Source organism: Cypionkella psychrotolerans, assembly GCF_001294535.1.
Classification (GTDB): domain Bacteria; phylum Pseudomonadota; class Alphaproteobacteria; order Rhodobacterales; family Rhodobacteraceae; genus Cypionkella; species Cypionkella psychrotolerans.
Genome location: NZ_LGIC01000083.1, coordinates 46,912 through 64,604 on the forward strand (window position 1 = coordinate 46,912; position 17,693 = coordinate 64,604).

Sequence of the window (17,693 nt, forward strand, 5' to 3'; positions counted from 1 at the left end):
CTTTCCACAACCGCCCCAAGCACCTACATTTCCCAAAATGGAGGCCCCGATGTCCTGGCTCAACAAACTCGCTGAACGCCAAATCGCCAAAGCCCGCGCCAAGGGCGAGCTGCAAGGCCTGAAGGGCGAAGGCCAGCCCCTGCCCGACCGTCCCGGCGATGCCTTTGTCAGTGCGGGCGACGCCGTAGGCTTCCGCATCATGGCCGAAGCCGGCGTTCTGCCCGAAGAAATCACCCTGAAAAAGCAAGCCGCCGAACAACGGGCCCATCTCGCCTCCCTGAGTGATGAGGCACAGCGCAAAGCTGCCATGGCGAAACTCGCCGAGATCGAAATGCGCCAAGCCATCGCAGAAGAAGCCCGCCGCAAATTTCTGCGGTAGGGTGGCTGAAACCCACCAATCGTTAGCAAATCATTAAAAATCCCTTAACGTGACCACCCCAACTATCTGATAATACAAAACATTTTTTGGTCCCGAGTTGGGACCACCCCCCTCGACCGCCAAATCCCCCTTGCCAGCCCCGCAAAAATCCCCCCAAATCCCGGCTATGAAAGCCCCCATCCTCACCCCGCTCGCCACCTCCCTGCCCTCCACCGTCCCCTTCACCGGACCCGAGACGCAAGAGCGCTGCCAAGGCCATCCTTTCATCGCCCGCCTCGGGGCGAACGAGTCGATCTTCGGCCCCTCCCCCGCCGCAATCAAAGCCATGCAAAAAGCGGCCTCGGAAGCCTGGATGTACGGCGACCCCGAGGTCCACGCTCTCAAAGCCGCCCTCGCCCAACATCACGGCTGCGCCCCCGAAAACATCGTCGCCGGAGAAGGCATCGACGGCCTGCTCGGCTACCTCGCCCGCCTGATCGTTGAACCCGGCACCCCCGTGGTGACCAGCCTCGGCGCCTATCCCACCTTTAACTTCCACGTCGCAGGCTACGGCGGCAGCCTTCATCGCGCGCCCTATAGGGCTGACCACGAAGACCCGCAGGCCCTGCTGGATCTGGCGCGGCAAACCCAAGCCCGCATGCTCTACCTTGCCAACCCCGACAATCCGATGGGCAGCCACCACCCCGGAACTGCGATCAAAGATCTTCTCGCAAACCTGCCCGCTGAGACCCTGCTGGTGCTGGATGAAGCCTATATCGACCTTGCCCCGGAAGGCACCGCACCAGAAATCCCCGCCGACACACCCAACCTGATCCGCTTCCGGACGTTTTCGAAAGCCCACGGCCTCGCAGGCCTGCGGGTCGGTTACGCGATCACCTCGGCCCCGCTGGCTATCGCCTTCGATAAGGTTCGCAACCATTTTGGGCTGGGCCGCGTGGCACAAGCGGGGGCTTTAGCCGCCTTGCAGGATCAAGCCTACCTGGCCGAAATCTGCGCCAAGGTCGCCACCGCCCGCACCCGCCTGAACGGCATCGCCCGCGCCAACGGCTTGATCCCGCTGCCCTCGGCCACCAATTTCATCACGATGGATTGTGGCCGCGACGGCGATTACGCCCGCCGAGTCCTCGCCGAACTGCTGGGGCGGGGGATTTTTGTGCGGATGCCGGGGGTGGCCCCACTGGACCGCTGCATCCGCGTCAGTCTGGGCGATGAGGCCGCCCTTGCGGCGTTTGAAGCCGCCTTGCCAGAGGCCCTTAAAGCCGCAGGTTGATCACTCAGCCGCCAAGCCGGGTGCGGCAGGTGCCGGGCCATTCGCTGGCCCCAAAGCCGGAGCCGGACCTACAGGCACCTCAGCCGGGCCCAAACGTGGCACGGCGGAGATTTCTTCCACGGCCAGCAGAGGTCGCGCCGTCGAGGCCTCAGCCTCGATCAGACGGCGAAACACCAGCACGTTCTGGAAGGTGGTTTTAGTGCCCCCAGTAAAGCCTGCCCGCTCGTCAACGGGCAGCGTATCGGCGCGGACATAGTCCCAGCCGTCACGGCCCAAATCGTTCATCACAAGCGTCAAGGTCAGCGCAAAACGGTCTTCAATGGTTTTGACCCCGCGCGATTTTTCACCCCGGCGGGGGGCGGGAATCACTTTGTATTCGTAACGCTGCATCGGGTCGCTCCTGAAGATATGGGCGGCATAATACGAACAACGCCGGGTAAGGCCAATCACAGAAAGGACATTCGGCCCACCGCGCGCGGATTTCGCCACAGCACTAGATGCAGTGGGTATTTGCACGAAGTCAGCTAGCCCTTGCCCGCAATCGGCGGCAACTCTGGCGCATCCAGCCCAGCGAAGGGATCAGCCCAAGCAGGCAGCGCGGCAATCCGCCGATACCATGCGTCGATCTGCGGGTAATCCGCCATTGGTAGGTCAGCCACATCATTGAACGCGAGATAGCTTGCCATGCGGAAATCGGCATAGCTGAGGCCGCTGTCGAGCAGGTAATCCCGACCCACCAGATGCGCATCCAGTTGTGCTGCATGTTCGTGAAAATCCGCCAAGCCCTGCGCCAGCACCGCCGGATCAATCGGGCCAAAGCCGTAGCGCTGCTTGGTGCCGCGCTCGAAATGCACCACGTCGCAGGCTTGAACGAAATAGGCTTTACCCCAAGAAATCCAGCGGATCATCTCGGGCATCTCATCGCCCATTCGCCAAAAATCTGATCCTGCCTGCATTGAAAGACGGCAGGCGATTGCGTCCGCTTCCCACAAAGAATCGCCGTTCTCCAGCAAGATCGGGATGCGCAAACTGGGGTTCAGGGCGCGAAATTTCGCGCTCTGCGCCGGGCTAAACGGCGAGGCAAATTCAAACACCACCTCGGAATTCAGATGCCGCGCCACGGCCACGGCAAGGCGCGGGTTGGGATTGCGCGAGTAAAACAGGGTCGCGGTCATGCTGGCCTCCAATTTAGATTGATATCAATATAAATTGGAGGCATTAAATGTCTAGAAGAAATACCGCTCGGCTGTGCCCGACCGCACGGATCATAAAGCCGAGGCTCAGAGTCCGAGTTTTTGCGCCACCATCGCGTTGACCACAGCCGGATTGGCCTTGCCGCCGGTGGATTTCAGCACTTGCCCGGTGAACCACCCCGCCAGTTTGGCGTTGACGCGGGCCTTTTCCACTTGATCGGGGTTTGCGGCGATCAGCGCATCCAAAGCTGCCTCGATCGCGCCGGTATCAGTGACCTGCTGCATACCGTGCGCTGCCGCGACTTCCGCCGGATCGCCGCCCTCGGTCCAGATGATCTCGAACAAATCCTTCGCCATCTTGCCGCTGATCGTGCCTTTGGCGATCAAATCCAGCACGCCACCGAGTTGCGCGGTCGACACCGGGCTGTCGGTGATCGCCTTACCTTCTTTGTTCAAACGGCCAAAAAGTTCGTTGATCACCCAGTTCGCCGCCTGCTTGCCATCGCGCCCCTGCGCCACAGCCTCGAAGAAGCCAGCCGATTCCAGATCAGCGGTCAGCACATTGGCATCGTAATCGGTCAGGCCAAAATCACCCATGAAGCGGGCTTTCTTGGCATCCGGCAGTTCCGGCATCGCGGCTGCAATGTCATCCACCCAAGCCTGTTCAATCTCCAACGGCAGCAGATCGGGGCACGGGAAATAGCGGTAGTCATGCGCTTCTTCCTTGCTGCGCATCGACCGGGTTTCGTTCTTGTCCGGATCATAGAGCCGGGTTTCTTGCGTGACCGAACCGCCATCCTCCAGAATGGCAATCTGCCGACGCGCCTCGTAGTCAATCGCCAGTTGGATGAACTTCATCGAGTTCATATTCTTGATCTCGCACCGCGTGCCGAGATGGCTAAAGTCTTGGCTGGCTTGGTATTTCTCATACTGGCCAACCCGGCAGACCGAGACGTTCACATCGGCCCTCAAATTCCCGTTCTGCATGTTGCCATCGCAGGTTCCCAGATAGCGCAGGATTTGCCGCAGCTTGACGACATAGGCAGCCGCCTCCTCCGGCCCGCGAATATCGGGGCGGGAAACGATCTCCATCAGTGCCACCCCGGTGCGGTTGAAATCGACGAAAGACATCGTCGGGTCCATGTCGTGGATGCTTTTGCCCGCGTCCTGTTCCAGATGAATTCGCTCCACCCGCACCAGACGGGCTACGCCCGGCGACAATTCCACCAGTACTTCGCCCTCACCCACGATCGGATGATACAGCTGCGAAATCTGATAGCCTTGCGGCAGATCGGGGTAGAAATAATTCTTGCGGTCAAACGCCGAGCGCAGGTTGATCTGCGCCTTCAGCCCCAAGCCGGTGCGCACGGCTTGCTCAATGCAAAACTCGTTGATCACCGGCAGCATCCCCGGCATCGCGGCGTCAACGAAGGCGACGTTGGAGTTCGGCTCGGCCCCCACTTGGGTTGAAGCCCCCGAGAACAGCTTGGAGTTGGACGACACCTGCGCATGGATTTCCATGCCAATCACCAGCTCCCAATCATGCTTGACGCCCGCGATCAGCTTCGGTTTCGGCGCTTCATAAGTCAGATCAAGCATGGCGGGTCTCCGTGGTTTTCGCCCCCTGTTTAGGCAGGCGGGGCGGTTGCTGCAAGGGTGGCGCGGGCGGAAACCTGCCGATATTGGCCGACACAGGCCCGCAAAACTTGCCGGATGCCCGATTCGCCCCGATACGCGGTAGGTCGCCATGCTGGTGCGGCGCAACTTGTGACGGACTAATGCGGATCACTTCCCTCTTCGGCGCGGCTTTCTCCCTGTTGTTTTTCGGCTTCGCTCCGGCCCTGATGGCCGAGGTTTTGCCAAAAATGCGCTGGGATCACGTTCCCGAAGCGGCAAGCTGGACCAATGCGGCGCTGGTCTCGGTTGAGAAATACGACAGCAAATTGGCAGCCCAAGTTCCCGATGATATTCAGACATGGTGCCCCGGCTACGAGAGCGCCTCGATGGACGACCGCCGCGCGTTTTGGGTGGGCGTGATGTCGGCGGTGGCGAAATACGAAAGCGGCTATAACGCGAAGGCCGCAGGGGCCGGGCGTTATTTCGGGCTAATGCAGATTTCGACCCAGACCGCCAATGCCTATCGCTGTGAGGCGAATACCGGGAAAGAATTGAAAAGCGGGGCTGCCAATCTCGACTGCGCGGTGAAGATCATCGCCCGGCAAGTTGGCCGCGATGGCATGGTGTCGGGTAAGGGCAACCGGGGCGTGGCCCGCGACTGGGGTCCGATGAGCAAGGCCAAGGTGCGCGCCGATATCGCGGCATGGACAGGCAAACAGGCGTATTGCGCGATGCCAGTCAAACGCGCAGCCGCCTCACAATCGCAGAAAGATCGCGGCTAAGGGGTTTTGTCGTTACACCTGACGCAGCCGGAACACCGAGGATAGCTGCGCCAGCGCCTCGGATTGCCGTGGTGACAGATTGCCCGCCGCCTGCCCCACATCGCGCAAAACCAGCATCAAAGGCTCAAACCCGGCATGGCCGCGCAATTTGTAAAGCCTGCGCGCCAAGCGATCAAACCCGGCCTGCGCGCCGCCACATTCACTGACCAGCCAGCGGCCCAGAATAACCGCCTCTTGCGCCTGATCATGACCCTGCCCCAGATGGCTTTGCAGACTGCGGATCAGCGCATTTTGCTGCTCGACCGAGGGCAAGCCGCCCAGTTCCAGAAACGCGATCCCCACCGCCGCGATGGCCGCATCGGCATCGTCGAGCGACTCGACAGGATGGATATTTGCCCGCCGCCGAAAACCGAAGCGCCGCGCGGCGATCATCACATCGCCTGCCATGCCGACCAGATCCTCGGCCACCACGCGGGCGTTGCGCGCCCGCGCTGACCAGAAATAAGCGGCCACGATGATACACACCAAACCAAGAACAAAGGGCACTTATCACTCCATCGTGGCTATTTCTGCAGATTGCCGAATGGCTTATGAGAGGTCAAGCGGGCCTAACCTAGCATCCGCCCGACCATTTCAGACAGATCGCGCGACAGCTCCGGCGCTGCCATGATCCGCTGCAACGCGCCGCGCATCAGCGCTTGACGGTCGGCATCATAGCGTGGCCAAGATTCAAACGCCGTTGACATCCGCGAGGCGGTTTGCGGGTTCAGGGGGTCCAGCTTGATCAGCCAATCGGCAAGCAGGGCGTAACCGTCGCCAGTGGCATGATGGAAACCTGCGTGATTGCCCGACAGCGCGCCAATCACCGCGCGGAAGCGGTTGGGGTTTTTCCAGTCGAAATCGGGGCGCGCCGTCAAGCGCCGCACCACCCCCGCCACAGCCTCGGGGTCCGCCGCCGCGACCTGCACCGCGAACCATTTGTCCAAAACCAGCCTGTCGCCCTGCCATTTGGCGGCGAAATCCGCGAATTCGGCTTCTCCGGTGCCAATATCCAGCAAAATCGCCAAACTGCCGAAACTCTCGGTCATATTGTCCGCCGAGGCATAAGCCGCCCGCGCGCCTGTCCCGCCATCTAGCCGCGCCAGTAGCCCCAAGGCGACCAAGCGCAGCGCCCGCTTGCCCGCAGCCGCCGCATCCGGCGAGAATGCTCCCGGCACCCGGCACGCCAGTTCCAACCCCGGCAACCCAGACGCCAAGCGCTGCGCCAAAGCCTGCTGCAACGCCCGCCGTTCCAGATAAATTCGTGATGGATCAGGCACATGGCCAGCGGCGTACAAAGTCGCCGCCATGTCGTCTTCCCCCGGCAGCCGCAAACACAGCGCCCGGAACGCCGGGTCTAAGCTTTCATCAAACGCCAGTCGCGCCAGCCCATCCAGCAAATCTGCCCCCGGCGCGGCCCCATCGACGATCATCCGTGCCAGCACATCTTTGGCAAGACTGCGCCCGGCCTCCCAACGATTGAACGGATCGGTGTCGTTTGCGAGCAAAAACGCCCGTTCTGCCGCAGACACGCTGCGCTCCAAGATCACCGGAGCCGAAAACCCCCGCAAGATCGACGCCACTGGGCGCGAGGCCAAGCCCTTGAACGCAAAGCTTTGCTTGGCCTTGGTCAGTTCCAGCACCGTCGTCGGCACCACCTCATCACCGTTCGGGTTCAACAGCCCCACCGCGACCGGGATCACCTTCGCGCCCTTTTGCGCCTGCCCCGGCGTGGCCGGATTTTCCTGCGCCAAGGTCAGCGTATAGGTGCCATCCGCCCAATCTTCGCTCACAGTCAGCCTCGGCGTCCCGGCCTCGGTATACCAGCGCTTGAACTGGCTCAGATCGCGGCCCGTTGTGTCTTCAAACACGGTCAACCAGTCTTCAATCGTCGCCGCCTGCCCATCATGGCGGTCAAAATACAGATCCAGCGCGCGCGCATAATCGGCATCACCGACGAGGCGTTTCAGCATCCCGATCACCTCGGCACCCTTTTCATAGACCGTCGCGGTGTAGAAATTGTTGATCTCAACAAAGCTGTCAGGCCGCACCGCATGCGCCAAAGGCCCGCCATCCTCGCGGAATTGCCGTGCCCGCAACATCAGCACATCTTCAATGCGCTTCACCGCATGGCTGCGCAGATCGCCCGAGAACTGCTGATCGCGAAACACCGTCAGCCCTTCTTTCAGGCAAAGCTGAAACCAATCCCGGCAGGTGATGCGATTGCCGGTCCAGTTGTGGAAATACTCATGCGCGATGATCGCTTCGACCCGCGCAAAGTCATCATCCGTCGCGGTTTCGGGGCTGGCAAGCACGGCCTTAGAGTTGAAAATGTTCAACCCTTTGTTCTCCATCGCGCCCATATTGAAGTCATCGACGGCAACAATGTTGAAAATGTCCAAGTCGTAGGCGCGCCCATAGACCCGCTCATCCCAAGCCATCGAGGCTTTCAGGGCCTGCATCCCCCAAGCACAACGCCCCTCATCGCCCGGCCGCACCCAGATGTTCAGGCCGACATCACGCCCCTCCATCGTGGTAAATGCTCCAGGATGCGCACGCAAATCCCCCGCCACCAGCGCAAACAGATAGCTGGGCTTCGGCCAGGGATCATCCCACTCCGCCCATCCCGCGCCCTGCCCCTCTGGGTTGCCGTTTGATAAAAGCACCGGCAAATCGCTTTCAATCCGCACATGAAACCGCGCCATCACATCGGGGCGGTCAGGGTAATAGGTGATTTTGCGAAAGCCCTCCGCCTCACATTGGGTGCAATACATGCCTTTCGACATATAAAGCCCCTCCAGCGCAGTGTTGCCCTCGGGCGCAATTTCGACCTCGGTTTCCAGCACGAACGCGCCCGCAGGCAGCAAGGCCGCCGCCAGCGTCAATCCGGTTGCATCGAGGCTCGCCTGCACCGCCCTGCCATCCACCACGCAAGACATTAGCCGCAGCCCCTCGCCATCCAGCCGCAAATCCTGCCCTGCCCGCGCCGCCGGATTGGGGGCCAAATGCAGCCGGGCCAAAACCCGCGTGGCCGTTGGATGCAGCTTGAACGTCAACTCTACCCGATCAAGCAGATGGCTGTAGGCTTGGTAGTCGGCCAAGTGAATGGTGCGTGGATCATCTGCAGGCATGGTGGTCTCCTTTGCGCCAAGGTTTCGCAATCGTCGGGGAGGCGCAAGAGCCAAGCGCGCCCTCTCATGCTTTCACATTGGCCAAAATATCCAGACATGAGTGCATGCTTTCCGATTAGCCTTTGGCCACTTCCTTTTCATTCTGCGCCACGTCCCCCCCCCCCGATTCGCGACCTAGGGTTAACGCCGATGCCCAATCCCAACCCGCCATAGAGCGTATGTGCAGAAATCAGACGCATAAAATACTGATGACATATCCGAAAGTATTCATGATTTCAGCGTATTAAACCAATGCACACCCCTCCCTCCCCCGCATCCTCCCTTTACAGCGCCAATTCCCCCGCTATCTCTATGTTCCATGAATGTTCTCATTTGGTTCAAACGCGATCTGCGCGCCCACGACCACCCGGCGCTCGCCCATGCGGCGGGGTTCGGCGCGGTGTTGCCGCTGTATATTGTCGAGCCGGATTACTGGGCGCTGCCCGACACCTCTGCCCGGCAATGGGCGTTCACGGCGGAATGTCTGGAGGATTTGCGCATTCAGCTTGGTACTCTCGGAGCCCCCCTGTTGGTGCGCGTCGGCGAGGCCCACCACGTGCTGGAACGCCTGTGCCGCCAGCAAAACATCACCCGCATTGTGTCGCATGAGGAAACCGGCAATGCCTTCACCTACGCCCGTGACCGCCGCATCGCGGCATGGGCGTGCAGCGCGGGCATCATCTGGGATGAGGTGCCACAATCCGGTGTGGTCCGTCGCCTTTCCAGCCGTGATCAGTGGCAAAGCCGCCGCGATACCTTCATGGCTGCAGAGCAACTTGCCCCCCCCGCCCTGAACGCCCTGCCGGGGTTGGAACCCGGCCTGATCCCCACGACCCGCGCCCTGCGGTTGACCGAGGATAAATGCGCGCATCGCCAACTCGGGGGGCGGGTGCAAGGCATTGATCTTCTGGACTCTTTCCTCACTCACCGCGGCGCACCCTACCGCTCGGCGATGTCCTCGCCTTTGACTGCCGAGCGTGCCTGCTCTCGACTTTCCCCGCATATCGCCCTCGGCAGCCTGTCGCTGCGCGAGGTGGTGCAGGCCGCGCAAACCCGCGCAGCCGAATACCCCGGCGGACGCTGGGGTGGAGCGCTCAGCAGCTTTCAAGCGCGCTTGGCGTGGCGCGACCATTTCATCCAAAAGCTGGAAGATCAGCCGAATATCGAGACCCGCTGCCTGCAATCGTCTGCCGAATTGCTGCGCCGCAGCAGCGATCCGGCCCGACTTCACGCTTGGGAGAATGGCGAGACCGGCCTGCCGTTTCTGGATGCCTGCCTGCGCTATCTGGCGGCCACTGGCTGGCTGAATTTCCGCGCCCGCGCCATGGTGATGGCCTGTGCGTCGTATCACCTCTGGCTGGATTGGCGCGTCACCGGGGCGGTGCTTGCGCGTCGGTTTACCGATTATGAACCCGGCATCCACTGGCCGCAGGTGCAGATGCAATCGGGCACCACAGGCATGAACATCCCGCGCATCTATAACCCGGTGAAGCAGGGGTTTGATCAAGACCCAACAGGCGCGTTCACCCGGCGCTGGATTCCAGAATTATCAATCGTTCCAGATGCTTATCTGCAAGCCCCTTGGCGGTGGTCAGGGGCTGGACGTATCTTGGGCCGCCGCTATCCCGAGCCGATTGTCGATGTCACCACCGCGCAACGCGACGCGCGCGAGGCGGTCTGGGGGATGCGTCGCAAACCCGTTGCCCGCGCCGAAGTTGTTGAGATTATCGAGCGTCACGCCTCCCGCGCTCCCAAACGCACACAGCCCATTCATGGCCAGCTCAGTCTTGATCTGTAATGCCAAAAATGCGGCAGAAGGCTGACCTCCCCGTCAAAACCTGCGCCAGTTGCGGACGGCCAATGGTCTGGCGCAAGGCATGGGAGAAGGTGTGGGATCAAGTGAAATACTGCTCCGACCTCTGCCGCAAAACCAAGGCCGAGGCAAAGCCCCGGCCCTAGTTTCTCTTAAATCGAAAATCACAACTTCTGCGCCGCTGCCTCCAGCTTGGCCAAAGTGGTTTGCCCCAACCGATCCGCGCCAAACGCCAGCGCACCTTGGCACATCTCGACACTTGGAAAGGTCATGGTCTGGGTGATCCGCGTGCTGTCAGCCTCAGCCTCTAGCACCACCACAACCTCCATCGGCGGTGCGCTGTCGTCATCGCCGTCCAACAGGAATTCCAAGCGCTTCAGAGGATCAAACAGCGTATAGCGATGCCGGTTCGCCCAGATCTTGCCATCCGGCCCGATCATGTCAAACCGCCACAACCCTCCCTGCTGCAGATCAATCTCCTTGGTGACGCAGGAATAGCCTTCCGGCCCAAACCAGCGCGGCAGGATCGCGGGATCAGTCCAGCATTGCCAGACCTTCGCCGCCGGAGCAGCAATCAGCCGGGTCAAAATAATCTGGCGGTCTTGCATCACTTGAGCCCCTGCGCATATTCCTCCAATTGCGTCACCACCGTGCCCCAACCGTCGTAAAAGCCCATCTGCTTGTGGCTTTCCGCCGTCTCTTTGCTGCGATGCCGCGCCACCGCCGTATAGCGTGTGCGACCATTGCCGATGTCTTCAAAGGTCAGGATCGCCGTCATGAAGGGCTCAGGATTTGGTTTCCAACCTTCCGTGTAAGTATCTGTGAACACCAGCTTTTCATTCGGGATCACCTCAAGATACACTCCGTTGTTTTCCATCTCGGTGCCGTCAACCTCAAAGGTCGTATTGCACTTGCCGCCGGGCCGCACGTCCAAAGAGCAGGCCGTGACCTTATGCGGTTTCGGCACGAACCAATGCACAAGATGCTCCGGCGTGGTCCAGCATTTATACAGGATTTCGCGCGGCGCGTTGATCTCGCGCACTAGCACCAGATCGGTTTCGGGGTTCAAATCGAGTGTCATCTTCAGGACTCCTTCATCAATTTAGCCACATAAGCTTCCAAGCGGTCAGTCCGCGCCTCCCACACTGCGCGCTGATCAGCCAGCCACCCTTCGGTGGCGGCCAAAGTTTCGGGACGGGCATGACACATCCGGGTGCGCCCGGTCTTTTCGGTGCTGATCAGCGCCGCCGCCTCTAGTACACTAAGGTGGCGCATCACCGTCGGCAGAGCCAAACCCGTCGGGCGCGCCAGTTCCGAGACCGGAACCGCCCCTTGGCCCAAGCGCGCCAGAAAGCCGCGCCGGGTCGGGTCGGACAAAGCCTGAAAAATCAGCGAAAGGTCGGGATCATGTTTAGCCATATGGCTAACTAACATGCCTCCAGCAGAACGCAAAGATAAACTTAGCTATATCACTAAGCATTGCGCGAAATCCTGCCATTGCCATGCATTCCCGAAAAGTGTTTTCGCCTTTTCCGAGAAAATCTCGGCCCACAAAACTTTCCCAGCCGCAGCATTTCTGCTATCGGCTAACAAAAGCCAAACAGCGGGGGTCCGATGGTTACGCGCGTCACACGGCATGGTTTGCAGGTGGATCAGGTTCTGGCGGATTTCCTTGAAACGCATGCCCTGCCGGGCACCGGGGTCTCGGCGGATCAGTTTTGGGTGGGCATGGCCGATCTGGCACAAACCGAAGGGGCTGTGAACCGCGGCCTTCTGGCGAAGCGCGAAACGCTGCAATCCCAGATCGACCACTGGCACCACAGCCACCGCAACGCGCCGCATGATCCGGTCGCGTATAAGGATTTCCTCAGCGAAATCGGCTATTTGCTGCCAGAGGGTGATGATTTTCAGATCGACACCGAGAATGTGGATGCCGAAATCGCTCGCATTTCTGGCCCGCAGTTGGTGGTGCCAATCACCAATGCCCGCTATGCTTTGAACGCTGCCAATGCGCGCTGGGGCAGCCTTTATGACGCGCTGTATGGCACCGATGCGATGGGAAGCCCTGCGCCCGCTGGCGGTTATGACCGCGGTCGTGGCGCCCGTGTCGTGGCCCGCGCGCGGGTATTTCTGGACGAGGCCTTTCCGATCCAAGGCACCAGCCACGCCGATGTGCGGCGCTATTATGTCTCCAACGGTGCGCTGCTGGTCGATGATCTGCCACTGGCGAATCCTGCAAAATTCGCGGGCTACAAGGGTAATCCGAAAGCCCCGGACTCGGTGCTGTTGGTTAACAATGGGTTGCATGTCGAGTTGGTGTTCGACCGCGCCCACCCGATCGGCAGCCGCGATCAGGCACAACTCGCCGATGTGGTGCTGGAATCCGCGCTGTCGGCGATCATGGATTGCGAGGATTCGGTGGCCTGCGTCGATGGTGAGGATAAAACCCTCGCCTATGCCAACTGGCTGGGGCTGATGCAGGGCACCTTGACGGCTGACCTTGATAAAGGTGGCCGGAAAATCACCCGCGCGTTGAACCCCGACCGCGTCTTTACCGCGCCCGATGGTGGCACGCTGACCGTGAAAGGCCGCGCGCTGTTGTGGATCCGCAATGTCGGCCATCTGATGACCAATCCGGCGATTCTGCTGCCCGATGGGTCCGAGATTTTTGAGGGACTGATGGACGGGCTGATCACCAGCTTGATCGCCATGCATGATCTGAAAAAGACCGACGGCCTGCGCAACTCGCAATGCGGCTCGGTCTATGTGGTTAAGCCCAAGATGCACGGACCAGAGGAGGTTTCCTTTGCAGATCAGTGTTTTAGCAAGATTGAATCCATCCTGGGCCTGCCCGCGAACACGGTCAAGCTGGGCGTGATGGATGAAGAACGCCGCACCTCGGTCAACCTGAAGGCCTGCATCCGTGCTGCACAGCACCGCCTTGCCTTCATCAACACCGGCTTTCTGGACCGCACCGGCGATGAGATTCACACCTCGATGGAAGCCGGCGCGTTTAGCCGCAAAGACTTCATCAAGCGCAAGGCTTGGATCGGCGCGTATGAGAACCAGAACGTCGATATTGGTTTGGAATGTGGTCTGCAAGGTCGCGCCCAGATTGGTAAGGGCATGTGGGCAGCCCCCGATCTGATGGCCGCAATGCTGGAGCAGAAGATCGAACATCCGAAGGCCGGGGCCAGTTGCGCTTGGGTGCCTTCTCCGACAGCAGCCACGCTACATGTGCTGCATTATCATAAGGTTGACGTGGCCGCCGTTCAGGCCAAGCTGAAAGCAGGCGGGCGGCGAGGCTATGTCGAAACCGTGCTGGAAATTCCGCTGGCGACCTATCAGAAATGGACCGAAGCGCAGGTCTTGCGTGAGGTTGAGAACAACGCCCAAGGCATCCTCGGCTACGTCGTGCGCTGGATTGATCAGGGCGTCGGCTGCTCAAAAGTACCTGACATCAATGACATCGGCCTGATGGAAGACCGCGCCACCTGCCGGATTTCCGCGCAACACATCGCCAACTGGCTGCACCATGGCATCGTCTCGGAAGCCCAAGTCGATGCCGCAATGCGAAAAATGGCCGCCGTTGTTGATCGCCAAAACGCGGGCGACCCCGCCTATCATCCAATGGCCCCCGGCTTTGACGGCATCGCCTATCAAGCCGCCTGCGATCTGGTGTTCAAAGGGCGTGAGCAGCCCTCGGGCTACACCGAACCCGTGCTGCACGCCCGCCGCCTGCAGTTGAAGGCGCGCGGCTGACGGGCGGCTCATCAAGCCTTGCGGCTTTCTCGCTTCAGCGAAAAGGGGCCGCAAGGGAGCGATGAGCAGGCGGTGAAACCAAAGCTTAGCCAATATCCAAAGCCAGCGCGTGAATGCGCTGGTTCAAATCGCCCAGTGCCTTTTGCACCGCCCGATGCCGCGCCACCCGGCTTAGAGCGGCCAGTGCATCCGCCCGGATCAGCACCGCAAAATGGCTCTCGCCCGAGCCATCATCGCCGCCATGGCCCGCATGTTTGTGGCTTTCATTGACCACCTCCAGCCGGCTTGGTGAAAAAGTGATCGTCAACCGCGCAATCAACTCACTCTCAATGCTCATTTTTCGCCTTTGCCCCTTCTATCTGCCGCTCAAACCTCTAATGTCTTGCCTTCAGTTCGGAAAGGCCTCTGCATGTCCACTCGTCCGCCATTTGAGTTTGATATCCGCGTCTCGTCAGACAAAGCCAAGCGCAAAACCACGCGCCGGGGCATGTCGGGGGCGTTTGAAACCTCGAACAAGGCCTGCGACTTTCCCGGCTGCAAAGATAAGGGGGCTTACCGCGCGCCCAAATCGCCTGATCACTTGGACGAGTTTTTCTGGTTCTGCCGCGATCACATCCGCGAATATAACCTGAAATGGAATTTCTTTGGCAATGCCACGGATGAAGAATTCCAGAAACTGCTGGAAAAAGACCGTCTGTGGGAACGCGAAACCAAACCGTTCAGCAAGAAAGACGACGGCAACGCTTGGCACCGTGTTGGCGTTGATGATCCGATGTCTTTGCTAGGCGACAACGCCACCCGCAACCCCGGCAAGCCGACGTCAAACGCCACCCGCAAGCTGCCCGCGACCGAGCGCAAAGCCGTGGAGATTCTGGATGCCCGCGATACTTGGACCAAGACCGAGATTCGCAAGCAATACAAAGGCTTGGTGAAAGATCTTCATCCGGATATGAACGGCGGGGATCGCAGCGACGAAGACCGTCTGCAAGAGGTGGTCTGGGCGTGGGATCAGATCAAAGACAGCCGCTATTTCAAAGAATAACGCCTCGGCGGAACGGCGGATTTACGCCCTCCGCACGAAGCCATATTTCAAAAGCCAGATCGCAATCCGCTCAACGGGCGCACCCTTAAGCCCCGATCCGGCCTCTAACTGCGCAAAATCACAGCCCGCAGGTCCCGCCGCAATCACCGCCCGCAGCACCTGCGCGATATGGTCGGGGGCGGCAAATACGCGCTTGAGCCCCTGATAATTCCGGGTAGCCAAAACATCGGTCAGGCTGGGCCGCCCGGTCGGGTCGGCCAGCACCAGCCGGGTTTTCTCAAAGGTGACTTGCTCGGTCGGATAGCTGCCGAACAGATGCATCGGCGAGGGCGCAATCGGCAGCACGTCGGCCTTGTAGCGCAGCGATTGTGCGGTGCCAGCCTTGCGACGCGCATCCTGCTCGCCCCAAAGCGCCTGCATCTGCGGCACCACTTGCGCCCAATCATACATGGCCTGCACCCGCGCTTTGCCAGCAGCGCCCATGCGGCGGCGCAAATCCGGGTCGCGCGCCAGTTGCAAAATCCGCGCCGTCAGTTCCGGCAAATCCAATTCGGTCAGCGCCGAGGTTGAGGCGCAATACTGCACATAGCTGTCAGTGCCGCCCTGATAGCGCAAAGCCTCTTGCGCGTAATACTGCCCCGGCAGGGTGCGGGTGGTGATGCGGAAGCCGACATCATTAGAGACGGTATCTTTCATGCCATCCCAGTCAGACACCAGCAGCGGCAGCCCCGCCGCCATGCCCTCCAACGGAGCCAAGCCAAAGGTTTCCTGAATGTTATCAATCAGGAACATGAACACATCCGCGCCGGACAAAGCCGCCTTGCGGTCATCGGCTGACGCGCCATCCAGCAAGGCAAAGCCCACATCCGGCATCAGCTTGGCTGCCCCTTCGGTGAACACTTTGCGCGAAAAGTCATCGCGGAACTGCCCGCAGAACGCCACGAACAGCTTTTGCCCCGGTAGCTGTCGCTGTGCCGCTTGCATCGCAAGATAGATCGGGAGCGGGTCGAATTTCTCATGCGGGGTCAGCCGCGCGATGGTGGTGAACACCACATCCTGCGGCCCCGCGCCCAGTTTCGCCCGCAACGCCGCCCCCTTGGCGGCATCGGGTTCAAAATCCGCGCAATGCACACCCAAAGGGATCACCGGCAGCATCGGGCGCGGCGGTGGCACCGCTTTCAGATGCGCCCGAATGTGATCATCAATCCGGTCCATCTGATAGGTCACCGACGACAGCACCGACTGACTGGTGCAGATCACCGCATCCCAATCGGTGACAGGTGCCATCCGCAGATCGAAAAACCCCTGCATCACCGCATGGGTCGAGGTGGTGTGGGTGATGCCGCAAATCGACCACGCCGCTGTGCCATAGGCCGCCCGACGCCAGCTTTCACTGACGTAATTCGGGCTGGGGAAAAATACCGTCTGCACTGGCGCAATGGTATTCGGCCGCAGCAAGGGTGCGTGGCGCACCGCTTTACTAGGGCGCAATTCCGCCGCCAAGGCTTTGACGGGTTCGATTTCGCCTGCGCCATGCGCCAGCAGCACGAATTCCTCGACATCGGCATGACGCACAAAGCCCTTGAGGAACGACTCGCCCGCCACCCTGCGCCCGTTGATGCCCTTGGCGGTCGGATCAAAGCCATCCTGCGCATACCAGATCGCGGCGTTTCGCCCTATCTCGGCCTTGCGCGGCTCAGTCGTTGCGTCCCCGCTCATTTCTTCACCATCCATAGCCAAGGTGTCGGGCCGGATCGCCATTCCCACAATGCCACCAGCCGATCCAGATCGCTGAGCACCTCCATCCAATCCGGCAGCCCGGAATCGTCCAAGCGCCGCCCAATAACCCGGATGTGGTGAGTGGCTTTGAATCGCTCAACAATCAGATGGCTGAGGCCGTGCCGGATGCAGTCATGCGATTCCACCAGAATATCCGCCGAGCGCAGGCCGGGCGCACGCACAGGATCCAGCAACTCGCCCTCTGCCCCTTCAATATCGCAAACCACCAGCGTTTTCTGCTGCTTGCAAAGATCGAAATCGGCATGATTCATCAGCCCACCGATCTCCACCCGCTCCGCCACGCCATTCGCCGCAGCCAACGCGGCACACAAAGCCTGCGCTTTCGGATTGGCATCGCGCGCCAGCACCCGCGCTTTTGGCAACCGCCGCGCCAGACCTACGGCGTAATAGCCCTCTGCTGAGCCGACGTCGATCACCACAGGATAGGCTTTGGTGACAATCTCCTCAATCACCGGAGCCAAACTTGCCTCATAGGCCCCCAAAAGTCGCGCCGACCGCGAGCCTTCCGAGGCCCGCACCGGATAGTCCATGCCCTTGAACGGCCCCGACAACACCTTGGTGCCAGAGCGTTCGACCAGAGTGTTGGAAATCAACTCTGACCGCCACTTCGCCAGATGCCGAAACGCCTGCTCCAGCCGCGCCGCATCCGGGGGGCCATCCAGTAGCCGCTTTAGGGTTTCGGTGGCGGAAATCGTCAGGGGTGAGGCTGGTTTGACCAAATGCAAGCACTCCGAAAGCGGCGCGGGCATCTTCCCGCTTGGCCCTATCGGTAGCGGGCAAGCCCTGCGCTGTCTATCCTACGCGCTGCACGCCGCGCGAAATTTCC

General features: G+C 60.6%; 18 protein-coding genes. 7 read left to right on the forward strand and 11 right to left on the reverse strand.

Annotated features, from left to right (window positions below; genetic code table 11):
• Window positions 1-49: 49 nt before the first annotated feature.
• Window positions 50-379, forward strand: coding sequence for a DnaJ family domain-containing protein (locus AKV04_RS18720; protein ID WP_235815706.1), 330 nt, complete (start codon window positions 50-52; stop codon window positions 377-379).
• A gap of 166 nt (window positions 380-545) precedes the next feature.
• Entirely contained in the window at window positions 546-1,649 is a 1,104-nt protein-coding gene (locus AKV04_RS18725) for a pyridoxal phosphate-dependent aminotransferase (RefSeq protein ID WP_054007928.1), read from the forward strand.
• On the opposite strand, the gene AKV04_RS18730 is transcribed toward AKV04_RS18725, so the two are convergent.
• From AKV04_RS18730 to gatB, 3 genes are all read right to left on the reverse strand, one after another.
• Window positions 1,650-2,039: a hypothetical protein gene (locus tag AKV04_RS18730; RefSeq protein ID WP_054008048.1), complete on the reverse strand. Its 390-nt coding sequence runs from the start codon at window positions 2,037-2,039 to the stop codon at window positions 1,650-1,652.
• Window positions 2,040-2,173: 134 nt separating this feature from the next.
• Window positions 2,174-2,824, reverse strand: coding sequence for a glutathione S-transferase family protein (locus AKV04_RS18735; RefSeq protein WP_054007929.1), 651 nt, complete (start codon window positions 2,822-2,824; stop codon window positions 2,174-2,176).
• A 105-nt stretch (window positions 2,825-2,929) separates the two neighbouring features.
• A complete protein-coding gene (gene gatB / locus AKV04_RS18740) occupies window positions 2,930-4,441 on the reverse strand; it encodes an Asp-tRNA(Asn)/Glu-tRNA(Gln) amidotransferase subunit GatB (RefSeq protein ID WP_054007930.1) in 1,512 nt (503 codons plus the stop codon).
• Window positions 4,442-4,620: 179 nt separating this feature from the next.
• On the opposite strand from gatB, the gene AKV04_RS18745 reads away from it, so the two are divergent.
• Entirely contained in the window at window positions 4,621-5,241 is a 621-nt protein-coding gene (locus tag AKV04_RS18745; protein WP_054007931.1) for a transglycosylase SLT domain-containing protein, read from the forward strand.
• A gap of 12 nt (window positions 5,242-5,253) precedes the next feature.
• On the opposite strand, the gene AKV04_RS18750 is transcribed toward AKV04_RS18745, so the two are convergent.
• On the reverse strand, window positions 5,254-5,787 hold the full coding sequence (locus AKV04_RS18750; RefSeq protein ID WP_054007932.1) for a hypothetical protein: 534 nt from the start codon (window positions 5,785-5,787) through the stop codon (window positions 5,254-5,256).
• 62 nt (window positions 5,788-5,849) lie between these two features.
• On the reverse strand, window positions 5,850-8,411 hold the full coding sequence (gene pepN / locus AKV04_RS18755) for an aminopeptidase N (RefSeq protein ID WP_054007933.1): 2,562 nt from the start codon (window positions 8,409-8,411) through the stop codon (window positions 5,850-5,852).
• A gap of 358 nt (window positions 8,412-8,769) precedes the next feature.
• Here pepN and AKV04_RS18760 point away from each other — a divergent pair, with 358 nt between their 5' ends.
• Both AKV04_RS18760 and AKV04_RS25750 read left to right on the forward strand, forming a co-directional pair.
• The gene (locus AKV04_RS18760; RefSeq protein ID WP_054007934.1) at window positions 8,770-10,248 is read left to right on the forward strand and encodes an FAD-binding domain-containing protein; all 1,479 of its coding nucleotides are present in this window, start codon (window positions 8,770-8,772) and stop codon (window positions 10,246-10,248) included.
• A gap of 8 nt (window positions 10,249-10,256) precedes the next feature.
• Window positions 10,257-10,409 (forward strand): DUF2256 domain-containing protein, encoded by a 153-nt coding sequence (locus AKV04_RS25750; protein WP_328287159.1) that lies wholly within the window; start codon window positions 10,257-10,259, stop codon window positions 10,407-10,409.
• Between the two features lie 18 nt (window positions 10,410-10,427).
• Here AKV04_RS25750 and AKV04_RS18765 read toward each other — a convergent pair whose 3' ends face one another.
• The 3 genes from AKV04_RS18765 to AKV04_RS18775 are packed head-to-tail and all read right to left on the reverse strand — an operon-like array spanning window position 10,428 to window position 11,682.
• Window positions 10,428-10,871, reverse strand: coding sequence for an SRPBCC domain-containing protein (locus AKV04_RS18765; protein WP_054007935.1), 444 nt, complete (start codon window positions 10,869-10,871; stop codon window positions 10,428-10,430).
• Window positions 10,871-11,344 (reverse strand): SRPBCC family protein, encoded by a 474-nt coding sequence (locus AKV04_RS18770; RefSeq protein WP_054007936.1) that lies wholly within the window; start codon window positions 11,342-11,344, stop codon window positions 10,871-10,873. Before AKV04_RS18770 ends, AKV04_RS18765 begins: the two co-directional genes overlap by 1 nt.
• Before the next feature lie 2 nt (window positions 11,345-11,346).
• Entirely contained in the window at window positions 11,347-11,682 is a 336-nt protein-coding gene (locus AKV04_RS18775; RefSeq protein ID WP_054007937.1) for an ArsR/SmtB family transcription factor, read from the reverse strand.
• 195 nt (window positions 11,683-11,877) lie between these two features.
• On the opposite strand from AKV04_RS18775, the gene AKV04_RS18780 reads away from it, so the two are divergent.
• Window positions 11,878-14,025 (forward strand): malate synthase G, encoded by a 2,148-nt coding sequence (locus tag AKV04_RS18780; protein ID WP_054007938.1) that lies wholly within the window; start codon window positions 11,878-11,880, stop codon window positions 14,023-14,025.
• A gap of 85 nt (window positions 14,026-14,110) precedes the next feature.
• On the opposite strand, the gene AKV04_RS18785 is transcribed toward AKV04_RS18780, so the two are convergent.
• A complete protein-coding gene (locus AKV04_RS18785) occupies window positions 14,111-14,362 on the reverse strand; it encodes a BolA family protein (RefSeq protein ID WP_054007939.1) in 252 nt (83 codons plus the stop codon).
• A 72-nt stretch (window positions 14,363-14,434) separates the two neighbouring features.
• On the opposite strand from AKV04_RS18785, the gene AKV04_RS18790 reads away from it, so the two are divergent.
• Complete coding sequence (locus AKV04_RS18790; protein ID WP_054007940.1) at window positions 14,435-15,067, forward strand: DnaJ domain-containing protein; 633 nt, start codon at window positions 14,435-14,437, stop codon at window positions 15,065-15,067.
• Between the two features lie 21 nt (window positions 15,068-15,088).
• Here the strand turns inward: AKV04_RS18790 and AKV04_RS18795 are convergent, their stop codons facing one another.
• Together AKV04_RS18795 and AKV04_RS18800 are read right to left on the reverse strand one after the other, a co-directional pair.
• On the reverse strand, window positions 15,089-16,786 hold the full coding sequence (locus tag AKV04_RS18795; protein ID WP_054007941.1) for a glycosyltransferase family 4 protein: 1,698 nt from the start codon (window positions 16,784-16,786) through the stop codon (window positions 15,089-15,091).
• Window positions 16,783-17,616 carry a class I SAM-dependent methyltransferase gene (locus AKV04_RS18800; RefSeq protein WP_054007942.1) on the reverse strand — a complete coding sequence of 278 codons (834 nt, stop codon included), beginning with the start codon at window positions 17,614-17,616 and terminating at the stop codon, window positions 16,783-16,785. The genes AKV04_RS18795 and AKV04_RS18800 overlap by 4 nt, the downstream gene beginning before the upstream one ends.
• Window positions 17,617-17,693 lie beyond the last annotated feature (77 nt).

Coding starts and splice junctions, on each gene's coding strand:
- AKV04_RS18775 (WP_054007937.1), bottom strand. CDS start 11,682: ATGGCTAAACATGATCCCGACCTTTCGCTGATTTTTCAGGCTTTGTCC.
- AKV04_RS18730 (WP_054008048.1), bottom strand. CDS start 2,039: ATGCAGCGTTACGAATACAAAGTGATTCCCGCCCCCCGCCGGGGTGAA.
- gatB (WP_054007930.1), bottom strand. CDS start 4,441: ATGCTTGATCTGACTTATGAAGCGCCGAAACCGAAGCTGATCGCGGGC.
- AKV04_RS18785 (WP_054007939.1), bottom strand. CDS start 14,362: ATGAGCATTGAGAGTGAGTTGATTGCGCGGTTGACGATCACTTTTTCA.
- AKV04_RS25750 (WP_328287159.1), top strand. CDS start 10,257: ATGCGGCAGAAGGCTGACCTCCCCGTCAAAACCTGCGCCAGTTGCGGA.
- AKV04_RS18780 (WP_054007938.1), top strand. CDS start 11,878: ATGGTTACGCGCGTCACACGGCATGGTTTGCAGGTGGATCAGGTTCTG.
- AKV04_RS18735 (WP_054007929.1), bottom strand. CDS start 2,824: ATGACCGCGACCCTGTTTTACTCGCGCAATCCCAACCCGCGCCTTGCC.
- AKV04_RS18770 (WP_054007936.1), bottom strand. CDS start 11,344: ATGACACTCGATTTGAACCCCGAAACCGATCTGGTGCTAGTGCGCGAG.
- AKV04_RS18745 (WP_054007931.1), top strand. CDS start 4,621: ATGCGGATCACTTCCCTCTTCGGCGCGGCTTTCTCCCTGTTGTTTTTC.
- AKV04_RS18790 (WP_054007940.1), top strand. CDS start 14,435: ATGTCCACTCGTCCGCCATTTGAGTTTGATATCCGCGTCTCGTCAGAC.
- AKV04_RS18760 (WP_054007934.1), top strand. CDS start 8,770: ATGAATGTTCTCATTTGGTTCAAACGCGATCTGCGCGCCCACGACCAC.
- pepN (WP_054007933.1), bottom strand. CDS start 8,411: ATGCCTGCAGATGATCCACGCACCATTCACTTGGCCGACTACCAAGCC.
- AKV04_RS18800 (WP_054007942.1), bottom strand. CDS start 17,616: ATGCCCGCGCCGCTTTCGGAGTGCTTGCATTTGGTCAAACCAGCCTCA.
- AKV04_RS18795 (WP_054007941.1), bottom strand. CDS start 16,786: ATGAGCGGGGACGCAACGACTGAGCCGCGCAAGGCCGAGATAGGGCGA.
- AKV04_RS18765 (WP_054007935.1), bottom strand. CDS start 10,871: ATGCAAGACCGCCAGATTATTTTGACCCGGCTGATTGCTGCTCCGGCG.
- AKV04_RS18720 (WP_235815706.1), top strand. CDS start 50: ATGTCCTGGCTCAACAAACTCGCTGAACGCCAAATCGCCAAAGCCCGC.
- AKV04_RS18725 (WP_054007928.1), top strand. CDS start 546: ATGAAAGCCCCCATCCTCACCCCGCTCGCCACCTCCCTGCCCTCCACC.